The 17314-nt window shown below is 39.5% G+C and carries 13 protein-coding genes and 2 pseudogenes; 3 read left to right on the forward strand and 12 right to left on the reverse strand.

Annotation, left to right across the window (positions count from 1 at the left end; genetic code table 11):
• From QVO39_RS02575 to QVO39_RS02600, 6 genes and pseudogenes are all read right to left on the reverse strand, one after another.
• Window positions 1-1920, reverse strand: a pseudogene (locus tag QVO39_RS02575) (peptidase domain-containing ABC transporter); the annotation flags it as partial.
• Between the two features lie 39 nt (window positions 1921-1959).
• A complete protein-coding gene (locus QVO39_RS02580; protein ID WP_021902893.1) occupies window positions 1960-4272 on the reverse strand; it encodes a TonB-dependent receptor in 2313 nt (770 codons plus the stop codon).
• 10 nt (window positions 4273-4282) lie between these two features.
• Window positions 4283-5044: a hypothetical protein gene (locus tag QVO39_RS02585; RefSeq protein WP_021902894.1), complete on the reverse strand. Its 762-nt coding sequence runs from the start codon at window positions 5042-5044 to the stop codon at window positions 4283-4285.
• Window positions 5045-5046: 2 nt separating this feature from the next.
• Window positions 5047-5799, reverse strand: coding sequence for a radical SAM protein (locus tag QVO39_RS02590; RefSeq protein WP_021902895.1), 753 nt, complete (start codon window positions 5797-5799; stop codon window positions 5047-5049).
• Window positions 5796-6314: a radical SAM protein gene (locus QVO39_RS02595; RefSeq protein WP_021902896.1), complete on the reverse strand. Its 519-nt coding sequence runs from the start codon at window positions 6312-6314 to the stop codon at window positions 5796-5798. Before QVO39_RS02595 ends, QVO39_RS02590 begins: the two co-directional genes overlap by 4 nt.
• Window positions 6315-6721: 407 nt before the next feature.
• A complete protein-coding gene (locus QVO39_RS02600; protein WP_288171647.1) occupies window positions 6722-6874 on the reverse strand; it encodes a hypothetical protein in 153 nt (50 codons plus the stop codon).
• Between the two features lie 278 nt (window positions 6875-7152).
• On the opposite strand from QVO39_RS02600, the gene QVO39_RS02605 reads away from it, so the two are divergent.
• Together QVO39_RS02605 and QVO39_RS02610 are read left to right on the forward strand one after the other, a co-directional pair.
• A complete protein-coding gene (locus QVO39_RS02605; protein ID WP_288171649.1) occupies window positions 7153-8406 on the forward strand; it encodes a sensor histidine kinase in 1254 nt (417 codons plus the stop codon).
• Window positions 8403-9116, forward strand: a complete 714-nt coding sequence (locus tag QVO39_RS02610; RefSeq protein WP_021902899.1) for a response regulator transcription factor — start codon at window positions 8403-8405, stop codon at window positions 9114-9116. Before QVO39_RS02605 ends, QVO39_RS02610 begins: the two co-directional genes overlap by 4 nt.
• An 86-nt stretch (window positions 9117-9202) precedes the next feature.
• Here QVO39_RS02610 and QVO39_RS02615 read toward each other — a convergent pair whose 3' ends face one another.
• Together QVO39_RS02615 and rpsA are read right to left on the reverse strand one after the other, a co-directional pair.
• A complete protein-coding gene (locus QVO39_RS02615; protein WP_021902900.1) occupies window positions 9203-10171 on the reverse strand; it encodes a YeiH family protein in 969 nt (322 codons plus the stop codon).
• Window positions 10172-10255: 84 nt separating this feature from the next.
• Window positions 10256-12046, reverse strand: coding sequence for a 30S ribosomal protein S1 (gene rpsA / locus QVO39_RS02620; RefSeq protein ID WP_018029043.1), 1791 nt, complete (start codon window positions 12044-12046; stop codon window positions 10256-10258).
• Window positions 12047-12203: 157 nt separating this feature from the next.
• Between rpsA and QVO39_RS09120 the strand changes: the two are divergent.
• A pseudogene (locus QVO39_RS09120) lies at window positions 12204-12737 on the forward strand (MobV family relaxase); the annotation flags it as partial.
• Window positions 12738-13030: 293 nt separating this feature from the next.
• Here QVO39_RS09120 and QVO39_RS02630 read toward each other — a convergent pair.
• Genes QVO39_RS02630 through QVO39_RS02645 form a run of 4 tightly spaced genes read right to left on the reverse strand, consistent with a single transcriptional unit; the run spans window position 13031 to window position 16496 of the window.
• Window positions 13031-13315: a restriction endonuclease subunit S gene (locus QVO39_RS02630; protein WP_021902902.1), complete on the reverse strand. Its 285-nt coding sequence runs from the start codon at window positions 13313-13315 to the stop codon at window positions 13031-13033.
• Window positions 13312-14373, reverse strand: coding sequence for a restriction endonuclease subunit S (locus tag QVO39_RS02635; RefSeq protein WP_021902903.1), 1062 nt, complete (start codon window positions 14371-14373; stop codon window positions 13312-13314). The genes QVO39_RS02630 and QVO39_RS02635 overlap by 4 nt, the downstream gene beginning before the upstream one ends.
• Entirely contained in the window at window positions 14348-16288 is a 1941-nt protein-coding gene (locus QVO39_RS02640; RefSeq protein WP_021902904.1) for an HsdM family class I SAM-dependent methyltransferase, read from the reverse strand. The genes QVO39_RS02635 and QVO39_RS02640 overlap by 26 nt, the downstream gene beginning before the upstream one ends.
• Window positions 16269-16496, reverse strand: coding sequence for a helix-turn-helix domain-containing protein (locus QVO39_RS02645; RefSeq protein WP_021902905.1), 228 nt, complete (start codon window positions 16494-16496; stop codon window positions 16269-16271). The genes QVO39_RS02640 and QVO39_RS02645 overlap by 20 nt, the downstream gene beginning before the upstream one ends.
• Window positions 16497-17314 lie beyond the last annotated feature (818 nt).

Genomic DNA, 17314 nt, shown 5'->3' on the forward strand with positions numbered 1-17314 from the left:
CAAATGTAGGGTCTTTATAAACCATTCTAGCAATCAGTATGCGTTGCCTTTGTCCTTGGCTAATCCCTTGTCCGTCCTGCCCTATCATCGTATTGTAAGCCAGCGGAAGGCTCTCTATATGGTCGGCAATATTAGCGGTACGAGCTGCGGACCTTATTCGCTCAATATCCGGAGTGTCGTCACTGACGGCAATATTCCGAGCGATGGTGTCACTAAAGAGGTACCCTTCTTGCATTACGGCTCCGCAGTGACTTCTCCACCAGCTAAGGTTGTACCCCTCAAGGTCTTTTCCCGAGACCTTTATACTGCCCTCCAAGGGTGAATAATATCCAAGTAGTAGCTTAATCAAAGTGGTCTTACCGCTACCGCTGGCACCTACTATAGCTGTTACCTTGCCATTGGGAATGGTGAGATTAAGATTGTCTAGAATAGGCGTCGGGCTGTAGATGTAGTACTTAAACGAAAGGTTCTCGACCGTAATATCTAAGTTATTATGAGGAAAGCTAGTAATATGTCGGTTGCTATTCTCTTCATTCTCCTCGGTATGGATTTCATTCATACGGTCTAGGCTGATACTGACATCCTGCCAAGAGTAGATGAATTGGATCAATTGCTCCACGGGGCTATTGAGCTGTCCGATAATGTACTGCACTGCCAGCATCATACCTAGCGTCATATTGCCTTGTATCACAGCGGTTGCAGCAAGTACGGTAATAAGAATATTCTTGACTTCGTTGATGGTGATGCTTCCCGCTTGCTGTACTTGCTGGAGATTAAGGCTCTGAAGATTGACCTTAAATAAATCAGCCTGCACATCCTCCCACTCCCAGCGTTTCCGCTGTTCACACCCCTGTAGTTTTATCTCCTGCATCCCATTGATGAGCTGATAAGTCACATTACGATTTCTACCAGCTTGTTCGAAGTACTTATAGTCAAGTGTTCTCCGCTTCTTGAGAAATAGTGTAATCCATCCTGCGTAAAGAAGTGTGCCGACAACAAACACTCCAAATATCAGTAGGTTGTAGTAGGCAAGAACGATACTAAAGATGATAAAGGTGAAAAATGAGAATAATAGAGATAGGCTATTAGAGGTCAAAAACTGCTCCACTCTCCTATGATCCTCAATCCTCTGCAAGAGGTCACCCATTAGTTTGGTATCAAAGAACTTCATCGGTAGCTTCATCAGCTTGATAAAGAAGTCACTGATGAGCGATATATTGATTCTTGTGGAGATATGAAGCAGTAGCTTGGAGCGAATAAAGCTAATTGCTGTTCGGCTGAAGAGTAGCATCAACTGGGCCAGTAACACCAGCCAGATAAAACTAATATCTTTCCCTCCGATACCTGTATCGACTATAGCCTGAGTAAGGAATGGAAATACCAGCTGAATCAGCGACCCAAGTAATAGCCCTAATATTATCTGCCCAAAATACCTATGATACTTCTTGACATAGCTCCAAAGAAAGGCACCTCTATTAACAATGCCTTTTGCACTAGCATTCTCTAAGCAATAGAATTGATTTGTCGGCTCTAACAGCAATGCTACACCTGATTCTCTCCCTTCTGTTTTTAATGACAACCAATGTTCACAGAACTCATTCAATCTGTACGATTGTACCCCCATTGCTGGATCTAAGATTAAATACCTTTTCTTTTTCCCTTTTCCTGTAATTTTAGAGAGAACAACAAAATGCTCTTGATCCCAATGAAGAATACATGGGAGCACTTTTTTATGTGTGAGATCATCTATAGTAATTATTCCTCCAACTGTTTTGAAACCAAATTTTTCCGCTGTTTTGCTAATAGAAAGAAGAGAAACCCCTTCCTTATTGAGCGAACAACTATCTCTTATGTCTTCAAGATCTAGATTGCGACCATAGTGTGCTGCAATCATTGAAAAGCGGCAACGCCACAGTCCATTGCATCACGCTGAAAAATCACTCTCTTATTTGTCATATGCTAATTTGTAGGTGCTTGCGTATCGCTATTTTGCAGAGTTCTCCTATAGCTTTTCTCCTTCGCGTTGGAGAAGTGATAGCGAACTCCTAATGTAAACATATTACGATTGTCAAAAATCTGTCTTAGCTGATTATACTTAACAATAGAACCAGGTATGGTTTCGCTTCCGTAGTAGCTAGGACCTCCGATCCAAAATAGACTGCTTTGGAATGTCCACCTCTTCCATTTGTATTGTACTGATAGTGTATTTGTAGGCTCGGAGTTGGACTTGTAACCGCCCGAAATAGAATATGTAGGCACAGATAGATTATATGCCACTGTAAAGCCATTATAGCTTGAGGTGACATTTAGGCGATTAACTAAGGATTTAATCTTATAGCTTCCTTTATCCGCCTTTAATTCATCCACTAATGGCACCAATGACCCTTGGAGACGTAACCAATCATTCTTAAATGGCTTGATATTCATTGTGAGAGCAGCACCATATATTTGTTGCCAATCAGCATTGACATTGTGCCGTAGTATTTTTCCCCCATCTTCTTCAAAGTAGCTGATTATCGGATCCAGAGTCTTCACATAAAGTCCTGACAATCCTATTGTAACCCAATCCATATTGAGCGTATACTGAAGGACAGTTGAGTGTGAATACTCATTCCTGAGCTCTGGATTACCCGTACTTAGCACATCACGAGTAAGAAAAGACCTCTGACTACTCAATTGATTGATGTCTGGAGGTGATGGTACAAAATCGTATGTAAATCTCAATGAATGTTTTACTCCAAAGCTTTTTCCAAGAACCAACTTTGGTGTAAAGACCACTTTGCTATCATTGACATATTTCGACTTATTCAACGTATGCGTCAAACCAAGGCTTAGGCGGTATAAGAACGACTTATACACCCCCGTTACCTCTGTATATGCATATTGTCTCAGATAATCACTCATGTAGTCAGTACTACCGAAGTAATTGTCGTAGAGAGAATGGAGATTTTGATATTCTACCAAATAGCCACTATTCATCTGGGCACCACTAAGTTGTCGGGTATAGGCTATCTCACCAATAAATGACCTTTTGTTATTTCTAAGTTCTACAATATTCTCATATACAGGCTTTTCTACGCCCTCAATACGCTCCCAATCCTCAGTATGCTTCTTGGTAGAGAAATAATTGCCTTGTAAATTAAGGCTTAGCACATCTTTTTCTCCTATTTTTTTCCAAAAATAGAGGTCTAGAGTTGGGCTAAAAATTTTAGTACGTCCTTCTGTGTAACTATTTACCAACTGATCTTTTTCATTCTTCTTGGTAATCTTCCCTACTCCAGCTCCATCATTAAAAGTGTCATGATAACTAGGTTTTATCGTTACTTCAGCCACGAAATTATCCATGTCTACATATGAATATTTCACAACTGGTGTATGTGTTGTATAGCCAAAGTGCGTGTCGTTATCATACGATAGTGTATAAGCTTTACCTCCAATAGTATATTCGTAGTCTCTTCTATCCTTGACCTTTGTATAATTTCGGTAGTTAAACCAATAGTCAAACGTCAACTTATGATTACCACGAATAAGACTATAATATAGATTATCATTACCGAATCCCGTCGTAACAGCATGGTCAGCCATGCCTCCAAAAGTAATACCATCATCAAGGGGTGAGGTGATGATATTAAGTACCATCTCTGCTCCACGATACCGAGCTGGGGGAATATCATAGACCTCTACACGCTTAACCTTGTGTGGAGGAATCAGTCGCACTTCATTTTCATTAGCTCGAATACCATTGATAAGTAGTTGTACACTACCTCCTCGAAGCCCTTTGAGTGCACCTCCCAAACTTTCTTCCATCACATTAGGGATGTGTGCTATTAGATCTCGAGCGTGGGCCGAACTTTTTATTTGTAAAGGAGTAAATGTGTATGTCCTCCGATCGGCAGTTTGTGTCCTTGAAGCTGTAATAGTCACCTCATCAAGATACTGCGTAGAGGGCTGTAGCTCAAAATTCTTGGTGATTCTATCCCCAGTAGATGGTAGAGTGATACGCATAATGGTTGCAAACTCTTCATAGCCGATACTGCTAACCTTTACATTATACCTACCCACCTTGACGTTGTCAAAGCGATAATTCCCCTCAAGGTCAGTCACTACACCCTCTATCTGTGTGCTGTCTTTAGCACTAATCAACAGTACAGATACAAATGGCACACCTTCTCCGTTCTCCTTATCAGTGACCCTACCTTGTACTGTTACCTGTGAAAAACCATTAATAGCCATCATTAATAGCGATATAAGGATGGTGGCCCTAAACTTCATACCTAGAATACTACTTGACTTGTTGAATTGAATAATTGAGTAGCTCAGTTTTGACTGTACTACGATCAGTTATGATTCCCAGAGTTAGGTGCAGATCAATTGCGCCCTCATAGTATTGATTAGGATTGGTGTATTTAATTATTGTCACAGATTTGATTAAACCTCCTGAGAGTTGTGGCAGCATAGGCACGAACTTCCTTTCATTAAAATCAGCCCTGCCATTAATGAGCAACTTATATGGGAGGTCACCTTCTTCACTAAAAAACGAACCATCCTCGTAGCTCAATCCTACATGCTTCTGCAAAAGCTCTAGCAGTAAAGTTTCCTCTTCATTCTTGCCAAATAGATACTCATCAGTTGTATAATAAGATCTCATCTCCTTTGGCAACCTCATGTGTGTAGTTAAGTTACCACTTGGAAACCGGTATGGCTCTTTAGTGCCCTTCATTTCATACCTTAAATTGCTTGTCTCTAATCCCAAAATATCAAAGTAATAATCTTTAAATTGATCGATAGGAACACCCTTAAAGCTCACTTCGCCATTCCCATTAGACACTTTAACAGCCAATACCTTATCAGGATTATCGGCCATTCTTAGCTCTACTGGAAGGTAAGGATATACTTTACTCTTATTCAAAGCTTGAGCATTACCTCTAGAGTAAATATACCCCAAGAAGTAATATTGTGTATTTGATTGACTCATCATATTTGTACTTCCTAATAAAGCAACAATAAACGTTGCAATTGCATAAAATCTCATTTTCGTTCTCATTTTCACTTTCTTAAAAAATAATTCAACAATACCATATCTTCCAAAGTTGCATTCTGATGTAATTGGCATGATTTAGTGTTTCCTTCATTCATTGATTGACTACAAAAGCTAGGACAACAAGGCAAATATTTACAGTTCTCACACTGTGGTGGTATTTTTGAAAAACAGTGGGATTGAAACTTTTCATAGTTCCATTGTACAATGCCACAGTCATTTAACATTCCGCACCGTTGTTCTTTACTGAAATCTCTAGAAGTACACTTAAAAACATCCCCGTTATAATTGATCACTAAAGAGTTTCCATAATCTGCATAGCAAAGATCATCTCTAATTGGCAAGCTTTGGACACTAACATTAAACCCCATACTTTTAATATCAATAACTTTTCTAAGCAAAAGGTCTAGGTCAATTGTTTTTTCGTCAATCTGCCATACCTTATGAAGAGATATGCGAGTGCGTTTTGGGTCAAGAGTTTTGAGGAATAAAAATAATTCATCCATATTCTCCAAAGTTGATGATGAGTAATTGCATCTAATATTAATGTTTGTCAATGGCAACAGATCTTGCAGTCTTCGTATGTTTTTTGTGATAATAGGAAAAGTAGGTACTTGGACATTGTTTTTATAGACTCTTGTTTGATTGTGCATGATGGAATCACCGTCAATTGTAATTTGGAACCCACTTTTAAGGTTTCTAATAACGTCAAGTAAATCTGGATTAACAATAGTACCATTTGTTGTAAAAAACACTTTCATATTGATGTTTTTTCTCTCACAAAAAACCTAGAAAGTTCAATGATCTTTATTATTTGCTTATACTCAATCATTGGCTCTCCACCGAAGAAACTAAGGAAAAGAGTTTTATACCTTACTAATTCATATTGGTACTCTATGTTATTCTTTATTGCTTCTATTAATCTATCTGTAATGTGGCTACCCTTTTTGTGATTCTGAAAGCAATACCAACATTTAAGATTACAATCAAGAGTTGGATTAATAATCATCATATAAGTGTCATTTTTAAGCCTTCTCTGTTGTCTTAAATCAAGCCAGATTTGCCTCTCATCTAAATCGTTGTTTTCTATAATAAATCCATTTTCTAACAAAGTGAGCACCTCATCATCTGACAATTGCTCTATAATAAAGTTACCTTTATGATTAATTACATCAAACCTTCTTCTGGAAAAACACACAAATGACTTAGAAATAGTATTAAATACCAATGTGTTATCCTCAATATCTGTCCTAAGATTATAATAACTTGTTTTCATACACTATTTCAGTTTCTCAAGGATGGGACGTCCCATCCTTGAGAAAAATGTAGCAAATTGAATCACGATTAACAAGAAGGGCAGTTGCCATTACAACCACAGTTCCCATTTGACTCTTCATCACCTCCACCAACTAACAGATCTATCAAGATACTGATAATAGTCTTTTTACCGCCTTTCCCTCCTACAAGGACACGCATTTCATTCTCCTCCATTTTTTCAAGGCAGAGAACTCGATCTCGGACATCAAAATTTTCTTCATACTTTTCTTTGTTAAATTATTAATACATACATACATACTATTGAGCTTTGTAAAAGTCTCTATCATTCTGTCATCATTCCTTAACGTATTTACCAATGGCAGATATTTATTCAGCATAAAGTTCAACTGTTTATGGGGAATTAGTTTAACGCACCTCTAATGGGATTAACACCCCATTTGGCAAAAGAATGTATTTTTTGCCATTAATGATAACAATCATTCCTTTTTTCCCTTTACTAGTGCTACAATTACCACCAGTTACTAATGATAGTTCAGTCGATGTCAATATATCTTTCATATTCTTCAAATAAAAATTGTTACGCCACAAATATAAGGAGACTATTTCAGATCTTACCTATCGAATCTAAACGATCTTCACTTGGATAGCTTTCTTTAGATTCAGTAGGTTTGGATTGGAAACCTTTGTTTATATTTGCTAGAATAGTCATTAATAACTGCTATCATTGATAAGTTAAGCTAAGCTATATGTATTCTAAAAAAGCAATACACCAAAATACACTTCTAGTTTGTTTCGCAATGTTATCCCTAATTGCTTTTGAGGGATATAGGATAGCAATGGATTACAATACGACTAAAAAGACAATCCAAAAGAAGGTAGATCAACTCCTAATCAACTCTGCGAAAAAATATGGACAAGAATTATTCCTTTCCAACATAACTAATTCCGAAAATGCTAGCTTCGCACTACAACCCTTAGAAATTGATTCTATTCCTATTGGTTTCAACGTAGCAACGCTAGACACCAACTTAAGTGATGGATTGGAAATGCTAATGATTACATCTGCAATAACAGAAGATTCTAATTTTCTCACTTCTTTTACGGACTCTTTGGTGGTTAATGGAGCTACATTAAATATTAAATCGCTTACTGTCTCCATAGAAGGAAGTGCTGTAGAAAAGCAAGAGGTAACACGTAAACTCAAGAATAACGGATGGGGAAGCTATAGTTTTTATAGCGAGTATCCCATTGTGATTGATAGCGATAGCCACACCCTCAAGATGTGGGGTAGCACCAATATGTTGCCAGAGCAAAGGGCACTGATACTGCTACTCTTTTTTATTCTGATTGTGGTATTTATTGTTGGATGGAGTTTTACCAGACTTATCCGACAGATAGAGCGGGTTCAACACTATCAACAGGTCAATGAGCAATACTTCTTTGGGTTAATCCATGACCTCAAGACTCCTCTTAGCTATACAAAAACCTTGCTAGATCGCATCCACATCACCTTAGTAGAGAAAGATGAAGGAGCAGCGGTGTTGGTCAACGAAGGTAATCTACAAGTTGATCGACTCGCTGCAAAAGTGAATGAATTACTTGCGATTCCTAAGCTCACTTCTTGTAGTGAAAAGGATTTTAAAGAGGGCTATTTGACTGATATTGTTGAGCAGATAGAGGACGAACTCATTTATACCTACTCCAACGTCTCACCCACTTTTAATGTCCATATAGATTCCGACAAAAGCTACTACCTGCCGATGGAGCACCTTACCATACTGCTCAGAATATTGATGGACAATGCGGTAAGATACTCAGGCGACACTCCTAAAGTCATCATTGATGTGGTAGAGCATGAGAAGCAGCTTATAATCTCAATCTCCGACAACGGAGGTGGGCTACCGATAGCACAAACTCAGCTACGCTTTTCAGAAAAAAGTGGAATAGAGACCATTGATGGCATTGTCAAAGGGCATGGTATAGGATTGATTACTGCTATTAGGATAATGAGTGCCCTTGGCGGTTGTCTCCTCTATGAACGGATAGAAGGAGGCAGCAAATTTACCATAGATATACCTATAAAGAAATGAATAAGACCAAAATACTCCTTGTAGACGACACCCTCTACTTCGGTGCTGAGATCAGCAATCAACTCAAGAGTATGGGCTATGAAATCATGTATATGAGTAATGGCGTAGGATTAGATAATGTCTTACTCGCCTTTCAGCCCGACCTGATTTTTATGGATATTGACCTCGGCAGTGGTATAAGTGGCATTGAACTCTGCCGAGAGATTGTAGCCCACCACCCCAACCTGCCAGTTATCCTGATCTCCTCAAGCACCGATGCCGACACTCGGGAGCAGGGCATTCGAGCTGGAGCTCAAGCCTTCGTGGGCAAGCCACTTACAGCCAACCTCCTCGAGGCCTATATCAATCTACACCTCCATAAGCGGAAAGAAGAGCGGTACCGAGCTCCCGAATACTCCTACAATGACCTCACAGCACTCTCCACACTCAAGATATCATTCCCAAGAGGGTTAATTTTTTACCCCAATGGCGAAGCAGTGAGTATCAGCCCTATCCCCTCCATCCTTCTTCGCCTCCTCATGGATAGGATAGGACAAGAGGTAAGATCCGAAGAGATCATTGATAAGATATGGGGTAAAAACTCCTCCATCAGCTCCACCTCAAGTCTCTATACTGCAATATCCTCGCTTCGGAAAGCCCTCTCCTACGATCGTAAGATAAGACTCCGAACTGTCCGGGGTATTGGCTACCGCCTAGATATTGAAGTATAACTGCTCTACATCTAGGCACATTAAAAAGCGACTGTTGCACGAAGGTGTGGTCATCTCCGTGCAACAGTCGCTTTTATATCATTCAACTAGACCCAGTAAATGTAGCAGAGGGTACCAGTAGCTATAAGGATCCACAAAGTAACCCCGAGAAAGAGAGCCTTTGCCCCGACTGACTTGAGCACATCACGAGACAACCCAGCACCAATAAAGAAGAGAGCTACATTTAGGCCTTGCTTAGAAACCTTGCTTACCACCTCTCCAAATGTAGGATAATCTCCCAATAGGAAAGTATTGATGAGCATTGCCAGGATAAAGAATAGGATAAACCTAGGGACAGCAATCTTTTGCCCTTTTTGTTTGAAAATAAACGAGGTGACTAATGCTAGGGGCACTATCCATAGGGCTCTAGTAAGTTTCACCGTGGTAGCCACTTGTAGAGCGACATCTCCATAAGCCTCTCCAGCTCCTACCACAGAGCTAGTATCGTGAATAGCAATAGCCGCCCATAATCCGAAGTCTTGCTGACTCATTCCTATTGCTCTACCGATAGGAGGGAAGATAAATAGAGCAATCGCATTGAGAATAAAAATAACTCCTAGTGCCACCGACATCTGCCCACTCTTAGCCCCCACAATCGGTCCCACAGCAGCAATAGCACTTCCACCACAGATCGCCGTACCAGAGCTAATCAAGTAACCGGTATTGGTATCTATCTTGAACACATACTTTCCTAGAAGCCAGCCCACCACCATGGTACCGATAACCGAAATAATAGTGAATACCATACCCTCCTTACCTGCTGCTACAGAGCTATAAAGGTTCATACCAAAACCGAGACCCACCACCGAGTACTGAAGTAGGTATTTGCTCATAGCCTTATTTAGCTTGGGGGCGATATTTCCGAATGAGAGTGCAAAGATAAGTCCGAGCAATAGTGCAATTGGTGGACTCACCCACGACCCTAGTGGTGCCAGGGTAGGAACATGGGTGCAGATCAACCCTAAGACCAGTACTCCAATTAAGGAGTAGTAGATGATCTCTTTATAATTCTTCATAGTCAAGTAAAAGAATAGAAATGGGGCGACTCGTCGTAGACAAACCGCCCCATTTAATTAATTTTCTAGCAATAGCTCTAGAAATTACTCCTCACTATTAGCCTTTTCAATCTTATCACGAAGTGCAGCAAGTGCATCGATATCACCTAGGGTAGACTTCTCTGCTTGAGCACTCTCCTGACGAATCATCTCACGAGTAGCTTGTGCAGCAGCTCTCTCCTCTTGGCGAGCTCCCTTCTCCTGATCCTCACGGATACGGCTGTGGCTAAGGATGATGCGCTTTGAGTCGCTATTGAATTCAATCACCTTAAAGTCAAGAGTCTCACCAAGCTCAGCTTGCTTGCCATCCTCCTTCACAAGGTGCTTAGGAGTTGCAAAGCCCTCAATTCCGTGAGGTAGCTCAATCACTGCGCCACGGTCTAGAAGCTCTACGATCTTACCTTGGTGAATAGTACCTACAGAGAATACAGTACCAAGGTTCTCCCATGGATCTGTAGTGGTCTGCTTGTGACCAAGGCTGAGACGACGGTTCTCCTTATCTATCTCAAGAACAACTACATCGATATCATCACCGATCTTTGTAAACTCACTTGGGTGCTTGATACGCTTAGTCCAAGAAAGGTCACTGATGTGGATTAGGCCATCGATACCATCCTCAAACTCTACGAAGATACCAAAGTTGGTAAAGTTGCGAACCTTAGCAGTGTGACGTGAACCTACAGGATACTTAGACTCAATATCAGCCCATGGATCAGGAGTCAATTGCTTGATACCTAGGCTCATCTTACGATCTTCACGATCTAGAGTAAGGATCTGTGCCTCTACCTTCTCACCCACCTTCAGAAGATCGTGTGGGCTACGTACGTGCTGAGTCCAAGACATCTCACTTACGTGAATAAGTCCCTCAACACCTGGTAGTACCTCTACAAATGCACCATACTCAGTAATCACTACTACAGTACCCTCTACCTTATCGCCAACCTTCAGATTCTCATCAAGGCTGTCCCATGGGTGTGGAGTGAGCTGCTTCAGACCAAGGGCGATACGATTACGCTCCTCGTCAAAGTCTAGGATCACCACATTGATCTTCTCGTCAAGAGAAACCACCTCCTCTGGAGTGCGGATACGACCCCATGATAGGTCGGTAATATGGATAAGACCATCCACACCACCAAGATCGATAAACGCACCGTAAGGTACAATATTCTTAACCGTACCCTCAAGTACCTGACCCTTCTCAAGCTTAGAGATGATCTCAGACCTCTGAGCCTCAAGCTCCTCTTCGATCAGTGCCTTGTGTGATACAACTACATTCTTATACTCCTCATTAACCTTGATGATACGGAATTCCATAGTCTTTCCAACAAACTCATCAAAGTCGCGGATAGGCTTCACATCAATCTGAGAACCTGGTAGGAATGCCTCGATACCAAAGATCTCTACGATCATACCACCGCGAGTGCGGTTCTTGATGAAGCCCTTAACAACCTCTTGCTTCTCCATTGCCTCGTTGATACGCTCCCAAGCACGTGCCTGCATAGCTTTACGATGCGAAAGGATTAGCTGACCCTCCTTGTTCTCTTGTACCTCAACATAAACCTCTACCTTGTCTCCAACAGCTAAGTCGGGATTGTAGCGGAACTCCGCTGATGATACAACTCCAAAAGACTTAAAACCTACGTCGACAATAACTTCGCGCTTAGAGATAGACTCTACCGTACCAGTCACAATCTCGCCTTCAGAAACCTCTCCCATTGTAGCAGCGTACTGCTCTTCCATCTTCTTGATGCTCTCAGGAGACTCCTCCGTAGCGCGCTCGAAGCTGTCCCAATCAAAGCCTTCCAAAGGCTTTACTTCTTCGTAGTAATTTTTCATTTAAAAAATTGGTGAATAAAATAATGTTACATCTCTACCTTGACAATGCAAGGCTTTATCTTTAGTTTCCACCCTATTTCTCTTGTATAGAGTACAAACTTTTGCAAAGATAGATAAAAAGTTTGGTCTATACAATATATTAACCGCTTAAAGTCCAACCACCCTTGCAAGCAGTGTGGGTTCTCTTTTCGGAAGTTGAAGAATGAAATCGTTGGAACGCAGGCACGAGGACTTGCAAGACCGCATCCTTAAACTTGAAGACGAAGCCCGACAACAGGAACGGCAACAAGCCGAACAGATACAGAAGATAAGAAACGCTTACGAGCAACAGCACCGCAAGCTGTCGGAATTTACGGATTTTGTCAAACGCTATTTCCCGTATGTGGAGAAGCTGATGCCTATAATAAACTTCCTGCGTGACCGATTGGGGTTCAATGACGGAATAATCAGAAGACTGTACGAGTTCAAGGAGCTCAGAATAAAAGGTGAACTCTAATCTTCCGAATTCAACCGAAGTTTTGATACCCGACATTCCGTCTGCTCCGTCAAACAGGATGAAAGCGGTAAATTCGATTTCAAGATAGACGGGGTTTCACACATGTGCTGGTTCAGAAAGAAAATAAATGAGTTTAGAGAAATCATCGGAATACCGAAGCCAAGACAAACACAAAACAAAAGTATAAAACTATAAAAAGATAGCCAGTTATTATTTGTATTCATAGGGATAACGGGCTGTCTTTGATGCGTATTCTCCGCTATCTATGGATTGTAGGTATCTTAAAATTTGCTTACTCTCAATATTGCGCATAAAGTTCTCCATATATGTCCAATCAGTCATACCATTGGGATCGATAGGGAGCGTAATAATTTCTTTGGATAAACGAGTGGCACTCCGTTATATCCAAAATTATACTTCCCTCTAACACGGTCAGCAATGGCTGTAATGAATGTTCCTGTATATCTATCGAGACGTTTGTTATAGCCTCAAGTCATATCAGATGTAGCTACGAAATCCTCTGCCTTGTAAACAGAATATCCCATTGAACCCTCACCATTGCGAATAAAGGCGATGCAATTCCCTTTTTGGACTGTGCTTTTATCTCTGTTTACAAAACATAGCACTCCATTGTTTTGATTGGTTGCTCCAAGATAACTTATGCCATCATCTGATTTCTCAATATGATTAAGCCATTTGGATTTACCGGCAACAAGTGTTGGAAACAAATCTCGCAATAGGAAGTTCTTCCAATTTACCCCCCCCGATTTCATTTGTTAATATTTAATCGTCCCTTAAAGACTTTAAGCGTAGTATTGAGTATATTATGTTCAACCTCTTTCATAAATGCAGACATAAAGGCAAAATCAATCTCACCCTTATCTGTAGCAGGTAACAATAACTTTTCACGTTTTATGCGTTCGTCATTGATTTCTCGATTAAAACTATACTTTTCTGATAATCTATTGATAATCGGAATCATAAACAAGTAAGCATATTTATCAAGCCCATCACGTTTTAATTTGGTTACATGGTCACTTGCCACAAAAGTGTATTGATGATAAAATGCACACCCAACACTACCACTATTTGCTAATGTTAGACAATTATTAAACCTCCTTACGCTGCCATCGTTTCCAATGAATCCGTCAATACCATTATTGAGAGATGTTGATGATACATATGGAGTTTGTCCGTCCTTATGGTCAGCTTTTTTAAGACGCTTACCTCGTTGTATCTCGGTAAAAACTTCTGTGAAGTAAAAAGCTTTCCAATTAGAGCATAGCGATTTACCCCCCCCCAGTATATTGTTGATTATCAGCCGATTGCATAACTTTTCTATTGTAGGTTTTAAAATTTGTTGTTCTTTTTGCTTCATATAGGCTTCCATAAAAGCCCAATTGGGATTATTATTGGTATCAACAGGAAGTAATATTCTTTGTCTTTTTAAACGTCCTGTTCCCATTTTATATCCATAGCCATATTTCTCTCGCTGTTTTGTGATACACATAGAAATGAATAGAGAAATATATCTGTTGTTCTTTTTAGGACGCAATTTACGAGTGTCATTTCCGTATAAGGCTTGATATGGATGATAAAAACAATAACCGACTGAACCATTCCTATTTACTGAAAGACAGCCACTTTCAAGCGTTTCATTATTATTCGCCACAAAATAACCTATACCATTATTATTCGCTGTGGCAGTAATATAAGGCACAAGTCCATCTATACGTTCTTTTTCGTAGATGTCTCGTCCTGAAATTATTTCAGCAACATCCTCAATAAAGAACGCATCCCAATTTTTAGATTCCAAAGACAGTTTTTTCATTTGGGCCTCCGTTCTTTATATCTTCAAATAAATACGCTCTGCCATGAGTAATCATGTTGAACTCAAATGTCAGATAATCAGCCATTGTATTCTCAAAATCCTTTTCTGATGGTATTTCGTCATTAAAGTAATAGAATGCATGAAGCCACTCATCTTCAGCCTCAATAGTTGTTTCGACACAGAACTTAGTTTCAGACTCAATTCGCCCAAACCACACATCAAGAAGGTGTTGGCGTTTATCCTTAGCACTTGTAGTTTCTTCCAATCCTATATGTTTACTAACGATAAATCCATCATCTTCAAAATTGATGAATTTACACATATGCTTTTTGTCGTGTGGTATTCCTGCCGTGAAAACTGCAATACAAGGATTCGTCCCTACACCGTAAAAGGTGTTCTTATTAAGCGTAATAACACCTTCCAATGTATGATGTTTTAAAATGCTATTCTTTATGCTCTGTTCCTCCTTACTCTTGCCTGTGACAGATGACTGAGGAACGATGACAATAGCCTTTGCACCTTCCGTCAAAGAGTCAAGTAAATGTTCCGTAAAACTTATCTCAAATAAATCAGGGTTACTTTTTGACCCTTGAGAATACGGAGGGTTCATCATTCCCACTGTGCAGCCTTTCAACTGTAATTGGTTGGTGTTCTGCTTCAGAAAATCCAAATTATGCAGATTACTTTTGCCATCGCCACGCAAAATCATATTGGTGGTTGCAATGGTAAACATATACGATTGCAACTCAATTCCAAATAATTGGTCTCGTTTGATACTCCGTCGCAGACTTTCATCATCTGTCATTTTCACCATTTTGTGCATTGCTGCAATGAGAAAACCCGCTGTACCACAACATGGATCCAAAACCTTGTCAGTTGGTTTAAGTTGTGCCAATTCACAGAATAGTTCAGTTATATGTTTGGGTGTAAGCACTATTCCCAATGTTTGACCATCACCACCTGAATACGACATAAACTCTCCATAAAACCGCCCAAGATAGTCTTCGGCTGAATTATGATATCTGATGTTTTTGTATATGCTATTGTATAAAAACTCGGTATAATGTTTTAATGGAGTTTTGCCTAATGTATCATCTTTTTGGTTTATTTTGGTCGTATCTTTTATTACAGAGAACTGGCTTAGTAACTTATCACGTTTTGTGTCAGGAGTTACATTTGCTCTTGCCAAATTACTATTTATGGCTTCGCATATTTTTTGTCCATCGGTTTTTATAGAATCTCCGATTAACGATTCAATAGAGAATGTTTTATACTCAATTTCTCGTAAAGCAAGCATTATCCCCGATACTACTAATGGCTTTTGTTCTGTTGTCAAATTTCCATAGTTACGCAGGTCATTATGTAACTTTTCTGCATCTTTGAGAATTTCGGCTGTTGTCTTTTCTACATCAGTTTCTTCACGTAGTATTTCTTTAAGATAATACTCATCAATATTCAATTCACTGAAAGAGATAAAGGTTTCAACATCTGCCAATTCTTGATAATCACCTCTCTCATTTACAAATAGAGGCGTAATGCGATGATGTTTTTCGTTTCCTGATACACCAAATGCCAAAATCTTGGTATAAGAAGTATTTGCTGCTAAATGTAACGCATAAAAAAGAGCACCATTCACTGCATAGTCTTTCACCGCTTTAACCTCTTGCGACAGCAAAGCTTTTTTGTCTCTATATTCGTGTTTATCAAGAGATGCCTTATCCTCAATAACAAGAATAAAATCTTTGACTACCCCACAATATTCGGGATAGCCAGCATTACCTGTTTTAGATTTTGATGCAGTTTTCAAAGCCACATCAATCTCTTTTATGTCGCAACCTTGGGCTGTTAAATGGATATTGGCTTCTTGCAATAGTTCGTAAACCCACAAGTCTGTCTTAACCTCTTTTTTCGCCATGTGGTGCTTGTTCTTTTATTTGGTTTGGCACAAGTAAATCTCGTACATCAAAGTTCAAAATGTCTGCAATTTGATATAGAACGGAAATAGGTGGTTGGACTTTATTAGTAGCATAGAGATTTACCATATTGAAACTTTTGCCAAGTCTGTCAGCCAATTCTATTTGGATAATACCTCTTGCTTCTAAAAGCTCTTCTATCCTATTCATATCTGACATCTTTATTTGAATGTGCAAAGTTACACAATTTTATTTGGTATCTCGAAATGAATATGTACTTTTGTGTGTTGAAACGAGTTACTTGAAAGCATTTTAATGCTAAACGCCACAGATTTCATAGTTGCCAAGTCATTACCTCAAAAATGGGTAATTCTCCCAAAGTCCTTTGTATAAGGCACTAACAGACGTTTTCCAGAATTAGATAAAAAGTTTGGTCTATACAATATATTAATCGCTTAAAGTCCAAAAGATTAGCCAATCATTTGATCTTAGAGAAGAATTATCGGAGAAATATCCAACGAAAATGTTTCCTGTATCAACCGAAAATGTTTCATGTACCAAACGAAAATGTTTCTCGTATCAAACGTAAATGTTTCTCGTACCAAACAGAAATGTTTCATACATTAAAAAAAATGTGGCGTATAGGTCAAAAATGTTGGTGAGAATCACATAGTCAAGTCGTTTTTTCAAATACACAACCAAGATTATCTTCTTTGATTACTGATATACCCTGCTCATTATCATTGTGTTATGTTGTATCTCCATAGTCACTTGGACGATATCCCCTATGCCTCAAAAACACAAAAACAACCGTTCAAAACTTTCAATCTCCTGAGATGCCCTTTGCGAAAGGCTTCTGAAAGGGTCTCACCAACACTTTTGACCTATAAGCCAAAAATGTTTCTCGTATCAAACAAAATGACTTCATATACCAAATAAATATGTCACTAAATTCAACTATAAATCCATGATTTAGCAAGCCGAAAGTTGAGTTGCAACTAAGCAATCGCCGAGTTGCAACTAAGCAA

It is taken from the genome of Porphyromonas sp. CAG:1061 (assembly GCF_000435035.1).
Taxonomy (GTDB): Bacteria; Bacteroidota; Bacteroidia; order Bacteroidales; family Porphyromonadaceae; genus Porphyromonas_A; species Porphyromonas_A somerae.